Origin of the sequence: Rothia koreensis, assembly GCF_052232265.1 — a bacterium.
Lineage (GTDB): Bacteria > Actinomycetota > Actinomycetes > Actinomycetales > Micrococcaceae > Rothia > Rothia koreensis.
On record NZ_CP197643.1, the window covers coordinates 2,022,569 to 2,043,369 of the forward strand.

General features: G+C 66.1%; 19 protein-coding genes. 6 read left to right on the forward strand and 13 right to left on the reverse strand.

The features are described 5' to 3' along the window. Positions 1 to 33: 33 nt before the first annotated feature. The 7 genes from yajC to ACTSLZ_RS08980 all read right to left on the reverse strand — a co-directional run bounded on the left by yajC (position 34) and on the right by ACTSLZ_RS08980 (position 6,259). A complete protein-coding gene (yajC, locus tag ACTSLZ_RS08950) occupies positions 34 to 624 on the reverse strand; it encodes a preprotein translocase subunit YajC (protein WP_129315846.1) in 591 nt (196 codons plus the stop codon). Between the two features lie 113 nt (positions 625 to 737). After that, a complete protein-coding gene (gene ruvB / locus ACTSLZ_RS08955) occupies positions 738 to 1,796 on the reverse strand; it encodes a Holliday junction branch migration DNA helicase RuvB (protein WP_129315847.1) in 1,059 nt (352 codons plus the stop codon). Between the two features lie 18 nt (positions 1,797 to 1,814). After that, positions 1,815 to 2,462: a Holliday junction branch migration protein RuvA gene (ruvA, locus tag ACTSLZ_RS08960; RefSeq protein ID WP_178979908.1), complete on the reverse strand. Its 648-nt coding sequence runs from the start codon at positions 2,460 to 2,462 to the stop codon at positions 1,815 to 1,817. 113 nt (positions 2,463 to 2,575) lie between these two features. After that, positions 2,576 to 3,238 carry a crossover junction endodeoxyribonuclease RuvC gene (gene ruvC / locus ACTSLZ_RS08965; RefSeq protein WP_129315849.1) on the reverse strand — a complete coding sequence of 221 codons (663 nt, stop codon included), beginning with the start codon at positions 3,236 to 3,238 and terminating at the stop codon, positions 2,576 to 2,578. Positions 3,239 to 3,264: 26 nt separating this feature from the next. Beyond that, positions 3,265 to 4,026: a YebC/PmpR family DNA-binding transcriptional regulator gene (locus ACTSLZ_RS08970; protein WP_129315850.1), complete on the reverse strand. Its 762-nt coding sequence runs from the start codon at positions 4,024 to 4,026 to the stop codon at positions 3,265 to 3,267. A 218-nt stretch (positions 4,027 to 4,244) separates the two neighbouring features. Continuing rightward, positions 4,245 to 4,967 (reverse strand): type 1 glutamine amidotransferase, encoded by a 723-nt coding sequence (locus tag ACTSLZ_RS08975; RefSeq protein WP_443094771.1) that lies wholly within the window; start codon positions 4,965 to 4,967, stop codon positions 4,245 to 4,247. After that, entirely contained in the window at positions 4,964 to 6,259 is a 1,296-nt protein-coding gene (locus ACTSLZ_RS08980; RefSeq protein ID WP_178979911.1) for a Mur ligase family protein, read from the reverse strand. Before ACTSLZ_RS08980 ends, ACTSLZ_RS08975 begins: the two co-directional genes overlap by 4 nt. A gap of 50 nt (positions 6,260 to 6,309) precedes the next feature. On the opposite strand from ACTSLZ_RS08980, the gene ACTSLZ_RS08985 reads away from it, so the two are divergent. The 3 genes from ACTSLZ_RS08985 to ACTSLZ_RS08995 all read left to right on the forward strand — a co-directional run bounded on the left by ACTSLZ_RS08985 (position 6,310) and on the right by ACTSLZ_RS08995 (position 8,029). Continuing rightward, the gene (locus ACTSLZ_RS08985) at positions 6,310 to 6,678 is read left to right on the forward strand and encodes a hypothetical protein (protein WP_443094772.1); all 369 of its coding nucleotides are present in this window, start codon (positions 6,310 to 6,312) and stop codon (positions 6,676 to 6,678) included. Further along, positions 6,624 to 7,301, forward strand: coding sequence for a hypothetical protein (locus ACTSLZ_RS08990; RefSeq protein ID WP_443094773.1), 678 nt, complete (start codon positions 6,624 to 6,626; stop codon positions 7,299 to 7,301). The genes ACTSLZ_RS08985 and ACTSLZ_RS08990 overlap by 55 nt, the downstream gene beginning before the upstream one ends. Before the next feature lie 104 nt (positions 7,302 to 7,405). Continuing rightward, the gene (locus ACTSLZ_RS08995) at positions 7,406 to 8,029 is read left to right on the forward strand and encodes a TIGR00730 family Rossman fold protein (protein ID WP_238692406.1); all 624 of its coding nucleotides are present in this window, start codon (positions 7,406 to 7,408) and stop codon (positions 8,027 to 8,029) included. 3 nt (positions 8,030 to 8,032) lie between these two features. Here ACTSLZ_RS08995 and ACTSLZ_RS09000 read toward each other — a convergent pair whose 3' ends face one another. Then, entirely contained in the window at positions 8,033 to 8,608 is a 576-nt protein-coding gene (locus ACTSLZ_RS09000) for an HIT family protein (protein WP_443094774.1), read from the reverse strand. Between the two features lie 105 nt (positions 8,609 to 8,713). Here ACTSLZ_RS09000 and ACTSLZ_RS09005 point away from each other — a divergent pair, with 105 nt between their 5' ends. Continuing rightward, positions 8,714 to 9,217: an FBP domain-containing protein gene (locus ACTSLZ_RS09005; protein ID WP_129315855.1), complete on the forward strand. Its 504-nt coding sequence runs from the start codon at positions 8,714 to 8,716 to the stop codon at positions 9,215 to 9,217. A 3-nt stretch (positions 9,218 to 9,220) separates the two neighbouring features. Here the strand turns inward: ACTSLZ_RS09005 and bioD are convergent, their stop codons facing one another. From bioD to thrS, 4 genes are all read right to left on the reverse strand, one after another. Next, positions 9,221 to 9,991, reverse strand: coding sequence for an ATP-dependent dethiobiotin synthetase BioD (gene bioD, locus ACTSLZ_RS09010; protein WP_443094775.1), 771 nt, complete (start codon positions 9,989 to 9,991; stop codon positions 9,221 to 9,223). Further along, positions 9,988 to 11,817 (reverse strand): aminotransferase class I/II-fold pyridoxal phosphate-dependent enzyme, encoded by a 1,830-nt coding sequence (locus tag ACTSLZ_RS09015; protein ID WP_443094776.1) that lies wholly within the window; start codon positions 11,815 to 11,817, stop codon positions 9,988 to 9,990. Before ACTSLZ_RS09015 ends, bioD begins: the two co-directional genes overlap by 4 nt. After that, entirely contained in the window at positions 11,814 to 13,157 is a 1,344-nt protein-coding gene (gene bioA / locus ACTSLZ_RS09020; RefSeq protein WP_443094777.1) for an adenosylmethionine--8-amino-7-oxononanoate transaminase, read from the reverse strand. Before bioA ends, ACTSLZ_RS09015 begins: the two co-directional genes overlap by 4 nt. Positions 13,158 to 13,422: 265 nt before the next feature. After that, positions 13,423 to 15,465: a threonine--tRNA ligase gene (gene thrS / locus ACTSLZ_RS09025; RefSeq protein WP_156265572.1), complete on the reverse strand. Its 2,043-nt coding sequence runs from the start codon at positions 15,463 to 15,465 to the stop codon at positions 13,423 to 13,425. 273 nt (positions 15,466 to 15,738) lie between these two features. Between thrS and ACTSLZ_RS09030 the strand changes: the two genes are divergently transcribed. Beyond that, positions 15,739 to 16,821 (forward strand): pirin family protein, encoded by a 1,083-nt coding sequence (locus ACTSLZ_RS09030; RefSeq protein ID WP_443094778.1) that lies wholly within the window; start codon positions 15,739 to 15,741, stop codon positions 16,819 to 16,821. Between the two features lie 40 nt (positions 16,822 to 16,861). Beyond that, positions 16,862 to 17,218, forward strand: coding sequence for a GNAT family N-acetyltransferase (locus tag ACTSLZ_RS09035; protein ID WP_443094779.1), 357 nt, complete (start codon positions 16,862 to 16,864; stop codon positions 17,216 to 17,218). Positions 17,219 to 17,260: 42 nt separating this feature from the next. Here the strand turns inward: ACTSLZ_RS09035 and ACTSLZ_RS09040 are convergent, their stop codons facing one another. After that, a complete protein-coding gene (locus ACTSLZ_RS09040) occupies positions 17,261 to 20,713 on the reverse strand; it encodes a DNA polymerase III subunit alpha (RefSeq protein WP_443094780.1) in 3,453 nt (1,150 codons plus the stop codon). Positions 20,714 to 20,801 lie beyond the last annotated feature (88 nt).

Genomic DNA, 20,801 nt, shown 5'->3' on the forward strand with positions numbered 1-20,801 from the left:
CCGTGGGCAAGCACCTCGAAAATTGCGTATGTTTTAGCGGTTCGAGCCGGTGGGATCGTCGCCGCGGGGGTCGTCCCGGTAACCCGTACCGTCCTGCTCGCCCAGACCTCGAGTCGTTTCGTCGCTCGGCTCACCGTTGAGCCGCGGTCCGTTCTCAGCAGAGGTCGACGTCGATCCGAGACCGCTCTCGGCTGCTGACTCGTTCCCGAAGGCACCGGATCCGCTCTGGGGCTCCTCGGCAACGCCTTGGGCCGCAGCGGCCCGCGCCGCCTCGGGAGTTCCGGGGACCTGCCCGTTGTCGTCCAGAACCGTGGTCACGGCGCCGAGGTGGACCGTGATCTCCGTCTTGGGTGCGACCTCGATGACCGCACGATTGGCCTCGCGGTCGATCGACACGATGGTTCCGAAGACGCCGAACTGCGTCATGACGCGCGTTCCCGGGGTCATCGCGTTCTGGCGCTCCTGCATCTGCTGCCTGGCCTTCTTCTGGCGGCGCATCGGAAGAACGAGGAACACGATGACAACCACCAGCATGAGGCCGAGGAGCAGGAAGTTGGATCCACCGCCCCCGCCCTGGTCGGCTGCCTGCAGGCTTCCGGTCGAATTGATGGTGGAAAGTAGCATGAGTTCCTTACGTCGGTATCTGCGTTGTTCCCGGTCAGCATCCCACCGGGATAAGGGGAAAAACTTTTTAAAGTCTAGAGGAAGATTCTGGGTATCCGGTCAGAAACCGTGGCTCAGGATTCCGGCGGTTCCAGGTCCAGGTGCACCCACGCGGAGGGCAGCGCCACGCGTCCCCGCGGCGTCCGGCCCATCAGCCCTTCACGCACCAGATAAGGCTCTGCCACCGTTTCCACGGTCTCCGTCTCCTCGCCGACCGCGATGGCCAAGGTCGACAGGCCAACAGGTCCCCCGCCGAATTTGTGGATCAGGGATTCGAGAACGGATCGGTCCAGCCGATCGAGCCCCTTCGAATCGACTTCGTACATGTCCAGCGCGGTGGCCGCGGCCCGTGCGTCGATATCGTCCACCGAGTGGACCAGAGCCCAGTCCCGGACCCGACGTAGGAGACGGTTGGCGATACGGGGCGTGCCGCGTGATCGCGAGGCGATCTCGTGGAAGCCTTCGGTGGTGATCTTCAGGTCCAGGAGGCCGGCAGAACGGCGGAGAACGAGCTCGAGCTCATCGACGTCGTAGAACTCCAGGTGACCCGTGAACCCGAAACGGTCCCGCAGGGGCCCGGGCAGGAGGCCTGCACGCGTGGTTGCGCCGACGAGCGTGAAGCTGGGCAGTTCCAGTGGAATCGAGGTGGCCCCCGCGCCCTTGCCGACCACGATATCGACGCGGAAATCCTCCATGGCCATGTAGAGCATCTCTTCCGCGGGGCGTGACATGCGGTGGATCTCGTCGAGGAACAGCACCTCGCCGGGCGTGAGCGAGGAAAGGATGGCGGCCAGATCACCCGAGTGCTGGATGGCCGGACCCGAGCTGATGCGCAAGGGCGAGCCCATCTCCTCCGCGATGATCATCGCCAAAGTGGTCTTTCCGAGTCCCGGAGGACCTGAGAGGAGGACGTGGTCCGCGCTCTTCCCCCGCAGTTTCGAGGCCTCCAGAACCAGTGACAATTGTTGGCGCACGCGCTTCTGCCCGACGAAATCGTCCAGGGCCTTCGGCCGCAACGCCGCCTCGATCGCCTTGTCCTCGGGCTCGACCTCGGCGTCAACCAGCCGCTCCTGCCCCGAGCGCTGCTGGCCCGGCAGATTCTGCGTGTCGTTCTCCGGGAATTGCTGCGTCATTCGTTCCTTTCCGCCCCGCTATTTGGACCGATGGCCCATGCCGCTGGCTCGGCCGAGACTGGCCAGGACGCCCCTCAGGGCATCGGGGACCGTCATGGATTCGGCATCGGGTTCGGCCTCGACGTAGGAATCCACCGCGCCGGCGGCATCCTTCTCCTGCCAGCCTAGGCCCACCAGGGCATCCATGACTTGCGACCGCCACGATGGGCCGGCGCCTGCCTTGCCTCCGGCGTCCGTGGACGAGGCCTCCGCGCCCTCCGGCTCGGGCAGGACGAGCTTGCCCGCGAGTTCAAGGACGATCCGGCGGGCACCCTTGGGGCCGATTCCGGGAACCTTGCTGAATGCTTTGTCATCACCCTCCGCGACGGCCTGGGCCACCTCTGCGGGGGTGTGGACGGACAGAACCGCCAGGGCGATGCGAGGACCGATGCCGGAGACCGAGAGCATCGTGGTGAACACTTCTCTCTCGCTGTCGTCCCGGAATCCGAACAGGGTCAGCGAATCCTCCTTGACGATCAGCGAGGTCTCGAGCCGAGCACGCTCGCCGAGACGCAGGGTCGCCAATGTGCCGGGGGTTGCCTGGACCAGCATCCCGACACCACCGACCTCGATGACTGCCTCGTGGAGGCCAACATGGGTCACGGTGCCCGTCAGAGAAGAAATCATGCGTCCATCTTAATCGAACAAAGTTACGAAAAACATTCACCGGCGCGCCTGTGGACGGAGGTCGTGCCCGCGGCTCCACCGACTCGACCTGTGGCGTGTCCTCGAGGCTCCCGTTATTTTCCGCGACGGGACCGTTCCTCCGCCGCCTTCCACGCCCGCTGAGCGGGCGTCATGGAGCCTCCCTTGGCGCGAGAAGGGATCGACCCCTGGTGCGTCTGGACACCGGTGCCCATGTTGATCCCCGTGCCGATGATTCCGGAGCGCCATCCGTGGCAGATGGCCAAGGCGACGGCGTCGGCGGCGTCGGCCGGCTTCGGCGCGGCGTCCAATTCGAGGATGCGGGCCACCATGCGCCCCACAGATTTCTTGTCCGCCCTCCCGCTGCCGGTCACGGCCGCTTTGACCTCGGATGGGGTGTGCCATGCCACGGGGATGCCGGCGGCGGCAGCTGCCGCAATGACCACGCCGGAGGCGTGCGCGGTTCCGATCACGGTGTTGACGGATTCCTGGGCAAAAATGCGTTCGATGGCCATCACGTCGGGGCGGTAGGTCTCGACCCAACCCTGCATCGCACGCTGGATGTGCAGGACTCGGGCGTCCAGTGACTCACTGGCCTGGGTTCCTGCGGCCCCCGCGTCGACGAAATGCGCTGTGCGGTTCCCGGACATGTCGACCACGCCGAACCCGCACCGTGTGAGCCCCGGATCGACCCCGAGGATGCGCAAGGGACCGGCGGAGGCTGGTGATGCAACGGCTCCGACCGGTCCCTTGTTCATAGCACTCTCCCGAATATGCTCAGCGACTAGTCGTCGGCTTCGAGCTCTTCCATCACGGCGGGCGAGATGTCCGCGTTCGAATAGACGTTCTGGACGTCGTCGAGGGCCTCGACCGCGTCGGCCAGGCGCAGGAACTTGCGTGCACCCTCGGCATCCAGGTCCACTGTCATGGTGGGTCGCCACTGGGGGTCGTCGTTGTTGTAGTCGAGTTCCGCCTCGTCGAGTGCCTTGCGGATCTCCGGAAGGTCGGTCGCCTCGGAGATGACCTCGAACATCTCTTCTTCTTCCTTGACCTCGTCGGCGCCCGCGTCCAGAACGGCCATCAGGACGTCGTCCTCCGTGAGGCCGTCCGTCTTGGCAACCTCGACCACGCCCTTGCGCTCGAACAGGAACGAAACCGACCCGGGGTCGGCCATGGTTCCGCCATTGCGCGTGACCGCAACCCGAACGTCAGATGCGGCACGGTTCTTGTTGTCCGTGAGGCACTCGATGTACAGGGCAGAGCCCTGGGGTCCGCGGGCTTCGTAGAGGATCTCGGAGTACTCGACGACCTCGCCGGTCAGGCCGGCACCGCGCTTGACCGCGCGGTCGATGTTGTCATTGGGCACCGAGTTCTTCTTGGCCTTGGAAATGGCCAGGTCCAGCGCGGGATTGCCGGAGACATCGGCACCGCCCATGCGGGCGGCCACCTCAATGCCCTTGATGTACTTCGCGAAGGCCTTGGCCCGCTTCGCATCGATCGCGGCCTTCTTGTGTTTGGTGGTGGCCCACTTGGAGTGACCCGACATAGATGTGCTCCTCGAATATAGACAATGTCCTTGCGCGGCCGTGCCTGTTCGCCCCGGCCCGGTTCCTCACGCGGATCCCCTCGACGCGTCTGTCGGGCGGCGACAGGGCGTGCCGACCACGCACAAGCCTCAAACCATTGTAACGACGCCAGCAAACGACCAGTTGCCGCCGTGTCGATCCACGGAGGCGTCACCGGCATACCGGGGCCGGAACGGTTTCAGCGCGGTCGGGACGCCGCGACCTCACGGGCACGATCCGCCAAGGAATCGTCGATCTTCGCCGGCTCGAAAGAGCCGAACTTCCGCTCGGCGGCGTGGCGTACGAGATAGTCGGAGATCCGGGGATTCTTGGGGAGCAGGGATCCGTGCAGATAACTGCCGATCACGTGGTGCACGCGGGCCCCCTCGCCGTCGTCGTCGAGGTTGTTGCCCTCGCCCTTGGTCACGGTGCCCAGGCGCTCGACGCCGTCGCCCAAGTAGGTCAGGCCCGAATGGTTCTCGTAACCGACGACCGTCCCGAACTCCTCGGACTCGATCACGATGTTCCCGATCAGGCGTTCCTCACTGCCCACGGTGTGGGCATCGAAGAGCCCGATCCCTTGGAGCACCTCGCCCCCGACGGTGGTGAACTGGTTTCCGAACAGCTGGTAGAGACCGCAGATGACCAGCATCGGTGCCCCGGACTCGGCCGCCGACCGCAGCACGGGTGCGATGCGGTGGAGATCGTCCTGGATCACGGTCTGCCCGGAATCCTGGCCCCCTCCGCCCACGAGAATGTCGAAGTCCTCGGGGAAGATGTCTCCCGGGTTGTAGTCGACGATTTCGGTGGCCAGCCCGTGGGCGTGTGCTCTCCTGGAGAGGGACAGGACGTTGCCCCAGTCTCCGTAGATGTTCATGTCCCGCGGGTACAGCTGCAGGATCTTCAGGGTCTTCTCGGTCATCCGATATCAGCCACCTCGGTGGTCTTGGCCAGCTCCCGGCGCAGGGCGAGCATGGACGTGTACGTGCAGAATACCCGCATGGGTTTGTCCCCCGATCCGCGGACGAATTCGTCCAGGGCGCTCGGTAGGTCCGTGTTGACCGCACGCACGGAAACATCGTCGTGATCGAGGCGCAGGGCCATGTCGTAGGCGCGCGTCCCGGAGACCACGTCCACACCGCCGTGCTGCAACGATTCGAAGTCGACGTCCCACAGCCAGGAGACATCCCGTCCGTCGGCGTATTCGTCGTTGATCGTGATCATGGTCGCGTAGTCCTCTCCCGTGGCCGAGGCCAGGGATAGGCGAAAACCCGCCGGGTTCTTCACGAGCAACAGTTGCAGGCTGCGGTCCCCGATCCGGACGGATTCCCCTCGCCCGAAGGCGGGGGTGACCTTGGACAGTTCGGCCAGCAGCGCGGCCTCGTCGGCGTCCTCCCCCATGATTTCGAGAGTCAGCGCCAGGGCTCCCGCGGCGTTGTAGATGTTGTAGATGCCGTAGAGGTTGATATCGGTCGTGACCTCCCGGTCACCGATCATCAGGTGAGTCCGGGTTCCCTCGAAGGAAGTCAGCGCGACCGAAGCCTCCGGCAGGTTCTCCGCCTGCTGGGGGGTCCGGTTGTCACGCATTTCGTCGTCCGAAGGGAATCGCGATCGAAGACCCTCGGACAGACCGTAGTAGGCGACCTCCGTGCCTTCCTCGACGTCCTGGGAGATTCGGCGGATTCTCGGATCCTCCCGGTTGAGAACCACCGTTCCCGTGGTCGCGCGAGCCAGCTGGGTGAGCATCTTGCGTGTCGTGTCGATTTCGCCGAAACGGTCCAGCTGGTCACGCATCACGTTCAGCAAGAGCGAGTACTTGGGCTGCACCATTTTCACGAAGTGCACGGCGTGGGCCTCGTCCAGCTCCAACACGGCAATGTCCGCGTCGAGCTCACCCTTGAGATTCATTTCGCCCAGCAGGGCCGCCGCGACACCACGCACGAAATTCGATCCGGTGCGGTTGGTGAAGACCTTGAGACCCTGGGATTCGAGGAGCTGAACGGCCATTTTGGTGGTCGTCGTCTTCCCATTGGTCCCGGAGACCACGACGACGCCGCGGGGCAGAGCCGAGAGTTCCCGCTCCACGAATCCGGGGTCGAGCTTCTCCATGAAGAGTCCGGGGAAAGCGGACCCGCCCCCGCGGAATTTGGATGCGTACCGGATGCCTTGGCCGATCAGGCGGGTGGCATGTCCGAAGATGACTGGTCTTGGCATGGGACCAATCCTAACCCTTGGCCGCGACCGATATTTGCCATGATGGGCTCATGAATTCGTCACCCGTCGACACCTTCCCCGACTCTCCTTTCGTATGGCGGGACCTCACGTGGCCCGAACGTCAACCTGTGGCCAAAGTCGAGCCAATGGCCGGGGGCGCTCCGACGGGGGAGGTCGTCCGCGTCCGGGTGACTCCGAATATGGCCCTGGGAGTCGTCCTGCTCGACGAAACCTTCGCGGAAAGCGGGCTCTGGTGCAGCGGCTTCGCCCACGCCGAGCTCGACGACGCCGGCCGCCCTCCTTCCGCACCGTGCCGTGCCCCCGCACAAACCGCCTGGCACGAGGTCAGCAATGCCCTCTGTGCATGCACCTGGACCGGTTCCGCCCCATTCACCGGGCGCACCAGGGTGCCGAGTTGACCGAGGCGGCCCGGGCCTACATCGAGCTCCCGCACTGGTTGTACGTCGCGACCTTTCCGGACGGCACCTCCAAGGTGGGCACGGCCCACGAAAGGTCGAAGACCACCAGGGTGGACCAGCAGGCGGTCGCTCGGGCATCGTACGTTGCCCTCGCCGACGACGGCCTGATCGTGCGTCACCTCGAGGACCACCTCACCCGGGCTCTGGGGCTGACGCAGGTCAAACGGGTAGCCAGCAAGGTCAGGGCCTGGTCCGGCCCTGAGGACCCGCGGGAGATCGACGATCTCCACGCAGCAGCCGCCGAGGGCGCCAGACGATACCTGGAACGGCTGGAAGAGCCCGGGTTCCGGGTGGCGCACGACGATTGGTCTCCCGCGGAATCGATGCTCGATGCCTACGAACACTTGGAACGTCCCTCCGATCGACCGTTGCATCCGCACGCATCGTGGGAAGGCCCGGAGCTGTTCCGTGTCGCTTCCGGCACCGGGCCGTTCCTCACCGCAGCCCTCGTCCAGGATCCCGGAGCCGGCGACTACCTGCTCAATACGGCGAGCCTGAAGAACCGGGCAAGCATGGCCGTCCAGGACGATGGGTCGACCACCGTCCAGACATCACTGTTCTGATCCCTTCGACACGGTCACCACGTCGGGACGTTGCCCGCCCACGCGACGAGGGTGCGGGTGTCGCAGCAGGTCCGAAGAAGCGATCCGGGACTATGGTGGGTTCCATGACCGTCGATGACCCAGCCCCCTTGCCCTCCTTGCCTCCCATGCCACCGCGTCAGGTTCGCACGATCACGGCCTACACTGGTTCGGCGGTCGGAAGCGATGCCGTCTACTCGGAAGCTGTCCGGCGGCTCGCCGTAGCGATTGCCCAACGCGGGATCGACATCGTCTACGGTGGCGGCAAGGTCGGACTCATGGGCGTCCTCGCGGATTCCGCGCTGCACGCCGGAGGTACCGTGCGTGGCGTCATCCCTCAATCTTTAGTTGAAGGCGAGATTGGCCACCCCGGGCTCAGCTCGCTCGACGTCGTCGACGACATGCACCAGCGCAAGAATGCAATGGCCGAAGACGGAGACGCCTTCGTGGCCCTTCCGGGAGGGGCCGGAACGCTCGAGGAGCTCTTCGAGACGTGGACCTGGCAACAGCTGGGGTTGCACTCGAAACCCGTAGCGCTCTACAACGTCAACGGATTCTGGAACCCCCTGCTGGACCTTCTCGATCACATGGTCGAGGAGGGATTCCTCAGCGAGAAATTGCGCCACTCTCTGGTCATCGAATCTGAACCTGAACCTCTTCTTGAAGCATTGACTCGCTGGCAGCCGCCCGAGCCCAAATGGGCGAAATAGGCATCATTGGTCGTCATTGGGATTCGCCAGGTCTGACGGCCAGGCCTCCGCTACGAGATGGCGGATCTCATCGAGTGTCTGCGTGACGGTTTTGGTCCCGGCGACGATCGGCAGGAAGTTGGTGTCCCCGTTCCACCGCGGGACCACGTGTTCGTGCAGGTGAGCAGCGATACCCGCGCCACCGACCTTCCCTTGGTTCATCCCCATGTTGAAACCGGCGGCGTTCGACGTCTGACGGAGGACCCGCATCGCGGTCTGGACGCACGCGGACATTTCGGCCGTTTCCTCCGAGTTGATCTCGTCGAAATTGGACACGTGCCGATACGGGCAGACCAGCAGGTGACCGGGGTTGTACGGGTACAGGTTCAGGACCACGAAGACGTGCTCGCCCCTGTAGACGATCAGCGAGTCCTGGTCCGAGCGACCGGGGGCTGCGCAGAAGGGACAGGAGTTCTCCGTGTAGTCCTGCTGTCCCCCGCTGACGTACGCCTTGCGGTGCGGGGTCCACATGCGTTGAAAAGCATCCGGGGCTCCGGGCAGCACGAAGTCGTCGGTCGAGTAGTCAGGTTCCTCCGTCATGCATCCAGCTTAGGCCGTCGATTCCCCTGGCTGTGGGCGGGTCGTAGTGAGCCTTCATGACATCGACGCATTCACCGTCGCCGCCCGGGGTATAGGTTGGGAACCATGCGCCCCCTCTCAGAAACAGAGATCAGACACAGCTTCATCAATTGCAGTCAGGGCGAGGCCCAGCGGATTCATCTCCCGGGACAGCTTGCGCGGACCGACTGGGGATCGCAGGCCTTCCTGGGGTGGATCGACCCGAAGAGTCCCCATCGGGGGTATGTGGTCGCCGAGACCGCGAACGGTCCCGAGGGCGTGGTCCTCCACCGCACGCCCCACCGCGGCAAGCCGATGGCACAAATGTGCCAGTTCTGCCTGACACTGCACGGCGGCACCGGTGTTTCGATGTACTCGGCCCAACGTCCCGCCACGAAGAAGGAACGCTATTCCTCCTTGGGCACGTACCTCTGCTCGGATCTGGGCTGCGCGGACTACGCCGTGAGCCGCAAACGCCCCGAAGGCATCCGTCAGATGGAGGAAACCATCACGATCGAGGACCGCAAGGAACGGACGTCCGACAACGTCGAACGCTTCATCCTCCGGCTCAAGGAACGTTCCCGTTCGTGAGCCTCAGCCATCGACTGTGCCGGTCGGGCGAGCCTCGCGTGGAAATTCCTGGAGACACAGGCAATCGCGCCGGATCGTGAACAGTCTCGACCGGTGCTCTGCGGCGAGGCTTGCCAGGAAGTCCAGGTTGGCGCGCTCGACGTCGTCCGGCCGCTCCGAAGTGCCGGATACCACCAGGCACGTGGGGAGCACGCCTCGACGACTCAGATGCTCCAGGGCCAATTCGGTGTGGTTCTGAGTTCCCAGCCCGGGGCGGCACACCAGCACCAGATGCGCCCCAGGATCGACCGAGACCCCGCCGCCGGAGCGTCCGCGCAGTGCTCGGACGGCGTCGACGGTCGTTTCGCCGTCCGAGGTCAGGGCCACTGTCACTCCCCCGGATCCTTCGATGACCAGCGAGCGCGACGTCGTCAGGTGCGCGGACCAACGTGACACGTGCGTTCCGAGTGTCGGCAGCTCGGTGGCCGGTGCATCGGAGTATCGCAGGGCGTCTCGTGGCGCCATGGCCGGACCGAGCCGCACGCCTTCCGAGCCGGTCACCCCGCCCGGATGCCCCAACAGTTCCAGGCACTCGTCGGCGTCTCCCGGCTCCCCCGGTTTCAACCCCGTTTGGACGGGCTTGTCGATGTGGACCCGCCCCGTTCGCCGCAGGATTTCTCCCGCGAGCGCCGCCGTGGTCCATGTCTTGCCGATGTCCGTGTCGGTGCCCGTGACCACCCAGGTCTGGCCCGGTGGAAGGGAGGTCGAGGCGCAGGTGTCGGAGTGTGTGGTCATGGGTTCTCCACGATGACGTGTTGTGGTGCTTGGAAGGACAGGAGGGTGAGCCACGACGGCGGGGCTCCGCTGGGCCGCAGTCCGGGCATGCTCCGGGCGACGTCGTGGACCACGAGCGATGCTTCCTGCTCGGCCAGTGTCGCGCCGAGGCACCGGTGGATTCCGTGGCCGAAGGCCAGTCGGTGATCCGGCAAGGTTTCCCCGGAGAGTCGGAGGAGCAGGTGATCTCCGGGGTCGGCACGCAGGCCGGGGTTGTCGACCGAGACCGCCGATTGCCGCCTCCAGGTGGGCACCGATGAGTTGGCTCGAAGGGTCTGGCGAATGAGCTCGTTGGCTGTGCCCGGACCGGATTGGGGGTTCCCGAGGGCCGACCACAGGGAACGATCTTCGAGGGCTCGATACAGGGCGGTGCTGATGAGCATTCTGGTGGTCTCCTGGCCCGCAATGACCAGGAAGTATCCCAGGGAGACCACCCTCTCGAGATCGATGCCTGCGGCGAGCAGGTCCGCGAAGAGGTTCTCTTCGCCGCGCGATTCCTTGACCTCGTTGCTGAGCCAGGCGTAGAAGTCGGCGGCCGAGCGCGCGAGCTCCACTTGGCGGGACGGTTCGGGCCATCCCCAGAACAGTTCGAGCGAGTCCGCGCCCCAGGCCCGTTCGACGGCGGAGGCAACCTGTTCGAGCGCGAGGACGAGCTGGTCGGGTCGGTGGTCGGCGTGGACGGAGAGTCGCAACCGGGAGATATTGTCCGGAACGCTCGGAGGCCGGAACACCGCCACCCGGATACCGGCCTCGTCCAGTTCTCGTGCCGCCGCGAGCGCCGAGCCCGGGGACGGCATGCGCAAGGACAGAATGGGGCCGGCTCCGCCCTCGAGGACGCGTTCCACGGCGGGCCGCCGGCCAAGAATCGACAGGGCGCGGCGACGTCGTTCGTCGAGCGCGGCGGCCAGGTTCTCGCCGCGCGCGGCGGTACAGGCTTCGAGGGCCGCCTCGGCGACCAGCGGGGACAACCCGGTGTCGTAGATGAAGGGCCTGGCCGTGTTGACCACGTGGTCCCGCCACAGCGCCGCTTGGTGGGCCGGGCCACCGAAGAGGATGACGCCGCCCTGTGCCGCGAGCGCTTTGGACAGGGAGGCCGTGACGATTATCGGTGCCCTCGCGTCCCGTTCGTGGTTCCACAGGTCGTGCGTGCGAGCGAGCGTTCCTTGTGGCACGGTCGCGAAACTGTGGGCCTCGTCGACCACGAGCAGGGCGTGGTGGGTCGCGCAGAGTCGCGCGAGGGCATCCAGGTCGGTCGCATCTCCGACCACGGAGTACACGGATTCGACGATGACGGCGATGCGTCCCCCGGGGCGTGCCCGGCCGGTGTGCTCGAGCCGGTGTGCCAGCTCGGCGAGGTCCTGGTGGGGGAAGAATTCGTGGTGGGATGCCGCTCGCGCCGCGTCGCGGAGGCTCGCGTGCACGTGGTCGTCCATGAGCAGTGTGGTGCCCGGGGCGTCGAGGGCGCCGATGATGCCCAGGTTGGCGAGGTATCCCGAGGAGAACACGAGGGCATCCTGGGCTCCGGCCAGCTGGGCAAGCTCTGCCTCGAGCGTCCGGTGCTCAGGGTGCGTTCCGGCGACGACGCGGGAGGATCCGGCGCCCGCGGGGGCCGAGGTGCGACGGCTCGGCAGACCGCGTGCCCCCAATCCCAGGTAGTCGTTGGTCCTGAAGTCGATGGCCAACGCCGTCGCCCGTGGTGGAGGCGGAGGTTCGGCCGTTCGGACGAGGGCACGGCGGTTTCGCACGCGGTGACGATTTTCCGCCCACGCGGTCCAGTCGGCGCTCATCCGTGGACCTCACCGATCGCTTCGATGAGCCCGTGACAGATCTGCCGGGCTTGGTCGTCGGTGGTGATGTAGGGCGGCATCACGTAGACGAGTCGCCGGAAGGGTCTGATCCAGACTCCGCGTCGCACCGCTGCCCGTGTCACGGCGGTGACGTCGACGTCTCGGTTCAGCTCGATGACTCCTACGGCGCCGAGGACTCTCACGTCGGAAACCGAGTCCAGGTCCGCGGCCGGTGCCAGTCCGTGGGCGAGTGCTCTTTCCAGGCGGGGCACGGTGCTGGCCCACCCTGTTTCGTGATCCGTCAGCAGTTCGAGGGAAGCCAGGGAGACGGCGCAGAACAACGGGTTGCCCATGAAGGTCGGGCCGTGCAGCAGGGCGGCAGGCATGCCGTTCGTTCCCGCGGATACTCGACGCGCGACACGTGAGGTCGTGAGGGTCGCGGCGCCGGTCATGGTCCCGCCGGTGAGGGCCTTGCCGAGGCACATGATGTCCGGGGCGATTCCGGACCATTCCGAGGCGGTCCATCGTCCGGTTCGGCCGAATCCCGTGGCGATCTCGTCGAGAACGAGCAGGCAGTCGTGGGCGTCGCAGACTCGCCGGGCGACGTCGAGGGCTCGCGGATCGTACACGCGCATGCCGCCGGCCCCTTGGAGGACCGGTTCGAGGATGACGCCACCGATACTTGCCGTGTTCTCGGCGAGGATCGCCCCGAATTCGGGGGCCCACGCCTCCAGGGCTTGGTCGTCCCAGGTCCAGGTGGCGTGGTCGACGTCGTAATGGCCGCTGGGCGGGCGTGGGGCGAAGAAATGATGTGTGGCCAGTGGGCTGAAGGCGTGGTGCATGCCGTCGACCGGGTCGCACAGGCTCATGGTCGCGAAGGTGTCCCCGTGGTACCCGCCGCGGACCGTCAGCATCCGATTGCGCTCGGGTCGGCCCGAAGCCGCCTGGTACTGGATGACCATTTTGAGCGCGATTTCCACCGAGATCGACCCGGAATCCGAGAAGAAGACGTGCTGCAGGCCTTCGGGAGAATTGGCGACGAGGTTCTCGGCCAGGCGGACGGCCGGTTCATGGGTCAGGCCTCCGAACATGACATGGGGCATGACCTCGGACTGTCGTTGCAGGGCGCCGGTCAGCTTCGGATGCGAGTGCCCGTGCACCATGGCCCACCACGAGCCCATCGCGTCGATCGCCGTATGTTCGTGCCCCTCGGCGTCTTCGAGCCTCAGCAGTGCCCCCTCGGCGGAACGGACCGCGTAGAGCTGCTCCTCGCCGGCGGGTGCGTACGGATGCCACACGTGGCGAGCATCCCGGGCAATCAGCCCCTGCACCTCACGCACGGCCTCGCTCCTTGGCAACATAGCGGGCTGGTTCGGCGCCCCATGTCCGGAGGGTGGTTCGTGGGCGCGAGAGGCGGTGGTGCGGAAGGAGCATGCAAGTACCGTAGCCAGATTTTGAACGGTGTTCAAATCACGTGGGGCTGCCCTCCGTTGCGGGGCAGAACCCTCGCTCGGGGCCTTGGATACGACGAGGGCCGGGCGGGACCCGCAGTGGGGTTCCCGCCCGGCCCTCGGAGATCGGACGCGGCGAATTCAGCGCGTCGGTCTAGGCGTCGTCGGCCTCCGGCTCCGCTTGGGAGGTCGGATCGGTGTTGACCCGGTTCCGAACGTGGTCGACGATGCGTGCGACGGCGTCGTCGACCGTGACCCCGTTGTCCTGGGAGCCGTCCCGGAATCGGAAGGACACGGCACCGTTCTCGGCGTCCTCCCCGCCGGCGATGAGCACGAAGGGAACCTTCTCCTTCGAGGCGTTGCGGATCTTCTTGGGGAACCGGTCCGTTCCGTAGTCGACCTCGACCCGAATGCCCTGGGCCCGCAGCTTGTCGGCGATCTCCGCCATGTAGTCGTTGAAAGCCTCCGCGACGGGGATCCCAATGACCTGGACCGGGGAGAGCCACGCGGGGAAGGCACCGGCGTAATGCTCGGTCAGAACGCCCATGAAACGCTCGATCGAACCGAACTTGGCCGAGTGGATCATGACCGGTTCCTGGCGGCTGCCATCCGCGGCCTGGTATTCGAGGCCGAACCGTGCGGGCTGGTTGAAGTCGTACTGGACCGTCGACATCTGCCAGGTGCGGCCGATCGCGTCCTTGGCCTGGACCGAGATCTTCGGGCCGTAGAAAGCGGCTCCACCCGGATCGGGGACCAGTTCGAGCCCGGTCTCCCGGGCGACGTCCTCCAGGACGGCCGTGGCCTCGTCCCACTGCTCGTCCGTGCCGATGAACTTGTCCTTCTTGTCCCCCTCGGTCTCGCGGGTCGAGAGCTCGAGGTAGAAATCGGTGAGGCCGAAGTCGGTGAGCAGGGAAAGCATGAAGTTCAGCAGGTGCCGGACCTCGCCCGGGGCCTGCTCCTTGGTCACGTAACTGTGGGAATCGTCCTGGGTGATCATCCGGACGCGGGTCAGCCCCTGGAGCACACCGGACTTCTCATCGCGATAGACCGTTCCGAACTCGAAGAACCGCAGGGGCAGTTCGCGGTAGGACCGCCCACGGGCCTTGAAGATCTCGTTGTGCATCGGGCAGTTCATGGCCTTGAGGCGATAGTTGCCATTGTCCAGCTCCATCGCGGGGAACATGCCCTCGGCGTAGTACGGAAGGTGCCCGGAGGTGTAGAACAGGTCCTCCTTCGTGATGTGGGGCGTCCCCACGTACTGGAAGCCCTCCTCGAGGTGACGGTCGCGGACGTAGTTCTCCATCTCGCGCTTGATCACCCCGCCCTTGGGGTGGAACACGGGAAGACCCGGACCGATCGTCTTCGGGAAGGAGAACAGGTCCAGTTCCTCCCCCAGCCGCCGGTGGTCGCGCCGCTCGGCCTCGGCGATGCGCTCCTTGTACGCCGTGAGCTCTTCCTTGGTCGGCCAGGCGGTCCCGTAGATGCGTTGCAGCATGGGGTTCTTCTCGGAGCCGCGCCAGTAGGCCCCGCCCGAACGGGTCAGGGCGTACCCGTTGGCGATGAGTTTCGTGTTCGGCAGGTGCGGCCCGCGGCAGAGGTCCTTCCAGACCGTCTCGCCCTTGCGGTCCACGTTGTCGTAGATCGTGATCTCGCCCTCGCCGACCTCGACGGATGCGCCTTCGGCGGCGTCGGAACCGGAGCCCGGGCCCTGTGAGAGGCCGAGAAGTTCGAGCTTGTACGGCTCGTCCTTCATTTCCTCGACGGCTTCCTCCTGGGTCACGGAGCGCCGCCGGAAGGTTTGGCCCGACTTGATGATCTTCATCATCGACTTCTCGAGCTTCTTCAGGTCCTCCGGCGTGAAGGGCTCCTCGACGTCGAAGTCGAAGTAGAAACCGTCCGTGATGTAGGGACCGATGCCGAGCTTCGCGTCGGGACGCATGGCCTGCACCGCCTGGGCCATGACGTGAGCGGCCGAGTGGCGCAGCACCTCGAGCCCCTCCGGCTGGTCGATGGTGACCGGCACGACGACGTCGCCCTCGGCCACCTCGGTGCTCAGATCCTTGAGGACGTCGTTGATCCTGGCGACCACGATCGTCGAATCGTCGGCGAACAGGTCCGCGGCAGTGGTGCCCGTGGTCACCTGCTGGGGCTCGCCGTGGACGGTGATCTGCAGGTTTTCGGCCGGGTTCTCGGCCATGGACACTCACTCCTCGAGTCGTTGGGTGCACGCCGGTACCTGGGGCGTGCCATGCGGGGATGTTCTTCGCCGGTGGGGAGGAACGTGGTGATTCTACCGCGATCGGACGACGCCGCCAGAAGCACCCGTGCACCTGCCGGAGTCGTGGTTCCGCAAGCGGCCGGAATGAACCGGTTGCCGATACGGTTGTGATGTGCACGATCGTCCATATCGGTCGCTTCGCCGAACCCCCTGGCGAGGGCATGATGGGACGTGCGAGGGAGTGAGACAGCGGTGAGCAATGTCGAGGCGAACCCCCAGGAGGCCGTGTGCGCCTCGAACCCGGACCGCGGTCGGTTCTCCTCCGGTCTGCGCGACGGCGTGACGGTCGAACGCTGCGAGGCCGGCGTCGTCGAACTCCTCGAGCCCCGGGAGGTTCCCCTGGGCGGACCCCGGGCGATGACTGTTCGACGAGCCCTGCCCCAGCGGGCCCGTTCGCTGATTGGTGCCTGGTGCTTCGTGGACTCCTTCGGACCGGACGACGTCGCCCGCACCGGCGGCATGTCGGTGGCCCGCCATCCTCACACTGGGCTGGCCACGGTCTCGTGGTTGTTCGACGGCGCCATTGATCATCTCGATTCCGCAGGTCACTGGGCCACGGTCAGGCCCGGCGAGGTGAACCTGATGAACGCGGGACGGGGCATCACCCACTCGGAGTTCTCTTCCGCCGAGACCACGACCTTGCACGGGCTCCAGCTCTGGTACGCGCTCCCTGACGCGGCCCGCTTCTCGGAACCGGGGCTCGAGTCCTATCGTCCGGAAACGATCCGGGGAGAAGGGTACGAGGCCGAGGTTTTCCTGGGGTCCTTGCTCGGGCAAACCTCTCCCGTCCGCACGGCCATCGCCCTCACGGGCGCCGAGCTCCGGCTCGATCCTCACGCCACCATCGACCTTGCCGTGCCCGAAGAGCATGAGCACGGCCTGGTCCAGGTCGGCGGGGCTGTATCCGTCCATGGCGTGCCCGTGCCGGAGGACGCCATCGGGTTCGTCCCGACCGGTCACCGGTCGATCAGGATCAGCGCGGGGGCCGATCCCGCGGTCGCCCTGCTTCTCGGGGGCGAGCCGCTCAACGAGCAGATCGTGATGTGGTGGAACTTCGTGGGACGCAGCCACGAGGAGATCGTCGAGTGGCGCAACCGGTACATGCGCGAAATGGGTTTCGGGACCGAAGAGGAGCGGACCTCGTCCGACTCCCCCGATGCCGCCGATGCCTCTGTGGAGGCGGCCCGGTTGCAATTCGGACATTTTCCGCCGAACACCCCCGCACCTTTGCCCGCGCCTGCCATTCCGAAGACACGGTTGAAACAGCGCGGCTGACCGGCGATCGGTCGCCGAGGGACACACAGAAGGAGTAGTCATGACACAGCCGACATCGGATGATCCCCAGGTGGTCCGCGACCGACAGGAGGGTCGGGATGCCTTCGAGATCCACGTGGACGATTCCGGTCGGGCCGCCGGGTTCACCCAGTTCGTGGATCATACGGGGCGGGATGGAGAACGGGCCCGGATTTTCCCGCACACCTTCGTCGACGAGAAGTTCTCGGGTCAGGGGCTCGCCTCTGCCCTGGTCCGCCGGGCCCTGGACGAGAGCATCGACGAGGGACTCACGATCGTTGCGGTCTGCCCCTACGTCAGGACCTGGATTCGCAGGCACCCCGCGTACGAGGAATTCTCGACGGCGCCCACGTCGGAGCATCTGCAGGCGCTGGACTGACCGGTCAGCGATTGGCCGGGCCCGGCGCGCCGAGGTTCCGGTTCAGCCGGCCCTGGGCCAATCCCGCGGTTCCTTGAGGGCCGACGGCGGGAAGGGCAGCGGCGTCTCCCCTTCGACCAACGCGGCCAGATCCCACGCCTGAATCGCCGTCAGCGAGATTCCGCGCGGGCCCGTGCGTCGAGTGGTTCCGTGGATCAGCATCATCGGGGTTCCGAACAGGTCCGGACCCGTGAGCTTCTGCGCTTCGTCGAAGAACGCGGTGTCCACGCACCCGGTGCCGTCGTCGAGGGAGATGAAGACCACGCGTTTGCCGTTCTTCATGGGCGGGGTCATGGTCGAAACCCGCACGCCCGCGACCCATACGTCGGATTTGTTCCGCATTCTGATCAGGTCGGCCGCTCGCGTCAGTGGCCAGGTTCTGGTCCTCTCGCGGTATCCGACCATCAGGTGCGCGGAGACGTCCAGGGCCAGCAGGTCCAGCTCGGTGCGCACGGTCGATGTCACGTCGCCGGTGTCCCTGGCTTCGTACGGGGTTTCGAGGTGGGCGCCCAGGGGCAGGGAGAGCTGCACGGGCACGGCCTCGACCGCCCCGGGCCGGTCGGCGGCGTCGGGCGCCCCGGGAACGACGTCGTCACGTGAACCGCCCTCGGAATCCACGACGACGCCGGCCCCACCCCCTTGCTGGCTGACGCCGCGGAAGACGTCAGTATCGAGGGCACCGACCGCCGCGAGCCGGTCGAGCGTCGGCGCGTGGGGTCGGGCGCGCGCCTTCAGGTCGGCCACCGAAACATAGGGCGCCCGGGCCGTGATCCTGTCGATCTCGGCCCGGCTGATTCCGGACAGTTGGGTGAGTGGCAACCGGATTCCCCACTTCTCCACCGGGGCGTCATACCCCGTTCGGTCGCCCCGGCCACGACCGCTGCCGCTCTCGGTCACACGTTCGGATCCCCCGATGCGTTCCACCCGGTAGTACCGGCCGGATCTGTTGACGTCCAGGGGCAGCAGCTCGATGCCCAGGCGCCTGGCCTCGGCCAGGATCAGTCGCTGTGGGTACATCCCGGGGTCGTGCTCGAGCAGTCCCGTCATGAAGTGCGCCGGGTAGTGGGTCTTGAGCCAGGCCGACTGGTAGGTCGGGATCGCGAAGGCGGCGCCGTGTGCCTTGCAGAAACCGAAGGATCCGAAGGCCGCGAGCGCCGTCCAGGTCTTGTCGATGACCTCGCGTGAGTACCCTTTGTGCGTGGCGTGGCGGCGAAAGTATTCTTCGACGTCGTCTTGGCCCGGGCCCCCTAGTTTCCTGCGGAATTCGTCCGAGGACGCGAGGCCGCATCCTGTCATGGTGCTGAAGACGTTGAGGATCTGCTCGTGGAAGACCATGACCCCGGAGGTTTCCTCCAGATATGGCACGAGGTCTTCTGCAATGTAGTTGGGGGTTGCGAAGCCGTGGCGGGATTCGAGGTACGGCCGGACCATGTCGGATTGCATGGGGCCCGGCCGGAAGAGCGAAATATCGATGATGAGGTCCCCCACGCTGGAGGGTTGCATTTTTCCGATGAGTTCGCGCTGTCCCGGGGACTCGATCTGGAAGCATCCGAGGGTCTGGGTGGACTGGATGAGGTCGAAGGTTTTCTTGTCGCGGGTGTCGATGCTCTCGAGGTCGGGTTTGTGGCCTTCGGTACGTTCGATTTCCTGGAGCGTGTATGCCATCGAGGACTGCATGCGGACCCCGAGGATGTCGAGTTTGAGCAGGCCCATGGGATCCATGTCGTGCTTGTCGAACTGGCTCATGGGCAGCCCCATGCCGGAAGGCTGCACCGGGGTGCGCCGCAGCAGCGAGGCGTTGGAGAGGATCACGCCGCACGGGTGCATCGACAGGTGACGCGGTAGGCGGTCGAGCCTTTCGGTGAGGTCGATGAGCAGGTTGACCTTGGGGTCTTCCTGGGCTTCCCGACGCAGTTCGGCGAGTTCGGGTTTGATCTCGAGGAGTTCGCGGAGCTCTCCGGCGGGGACGCGCCAGATGGTCTTGGCGATACGGTCCGTCTGCTCCGGGGTGAGGCCGATGGCCCGGGCGGCGTCCCTGACCGCTCCGCGGGCGCGGTAGCCGTTGTGCATGGACATGAGGCTGACCCGGTGGTCGCCGTAGTGGTCGAAGACGAGCCGGTAGATTTCGTGGCGTCGCGCAGATTCGACGTCGATGTCGATGTCCGGGAGGGTGGATCGCTGGTCCGAGAGGAACCGCTCGAAAACCAGCCCGTATTCGAGGGGGTCGACCACCGAGATGTTCAAGAGGTAGTTGACCAGGGAGGACACCCCGGACCCGCGTGCCGCGTGGCGGATTCCCAGGGATTCGATGAGCCCGGAGACGTGACCCACGGTCAGGAAGTAGGCGCAGAACCCGAGGTTCTCGATGGTGTTCAGTTCCCGGTCGAGACGCTCTCGAGGTGTCTCCCAGTCGCGGCGGGCCAGGCCGGGTCCGTGAACCGTCCGGTCTGCCTCCGTGCCGTATACGCGTTCGAGGGCGGCTTCGCAGCGGGCTCTGAGTTCGGCCGCTGGGGCGCGCGTGACTCCGGTCAGGTGTGCCTCGGGCACGGTGGGTGTCCCGTACCCCATGTCCGTGGCGGGGTCGATGGAGCACCTGTGGGCGAGCTCCGCGGTGAGGGTGATGAGTTCCGAGGCCGTGACGCCGGCGTCCGCGGCCCGTGCGATCTCTGTTGCGATGGATCCCATGTCCTGAGGGGATTTGAGCCATCCTTGCCCGTTGACCTGGTGGGGGCCCTCCCCGAGTGCGGTGAGGCCGCGAGCGGCGTCGAGGATGTCCGCGGTCACGGCCTGGTCCTCCGCGGCGTAGCGCACGGCGTTGCTGACGACGGCGCCCACCGCGCAATCTGCCGCGATGCCGAGCATGCGTGCGGCGTGGGCTATGCTCCGGCGCTCTCCCGGCTTGGTCAGGTGGTTGACGAGGTTGACCCGCAGACGGTTCTCCCCCACGAGTTTGCGCCATGCCTTCAAGCTGGCCCGGGCCGAGCGGTATTTGCGGGCCGCCGCCAGTCTTCCGTAGTCGGATTCCGGGCCGAGCAGGACCGTGAAGTGGCCTTCGCCCATCGCGACGGCTCGGCCGAGATCGGCGGCCGTGATGCGGGGCCTGTCCCCCAGTCGTGCGGGCTCGGCGCGTTCTCTGCTCCGGTGCGCCCGGGTGATGAGCTGGCAGAGGTCCCCGTACCCGGCGCCGGCGTCGTGGCCGTCGGCGAGCAGGACGACCCGTCCGATGATTTTCCGGTCGGAGGGGTCCGCAAGCGCGAGATCCACACCGAGCACGGGGGCGATGGAGCGTTCCATGCAGGCCCGGACGTGTTTGACGGCGCCGTAGAAGCCGTCCCGGTCGGTCACCCCGAGGTGGGTTGCCCCGTGCGCCACGGCGACGTCGGCGAGCTCGGAGGGTGCGGAGACGCCGTAGTGCGCACTGTAGGCGCTGTAGGTGACCAGGTGCGGAAACTTCACGCCTTAATCGAACATATATTCGAATAATAAGTCAACGCGGACGGGCGAGAGACAACCGGGCGAGGCCCAGCCGGGTGGATGCGCGCGA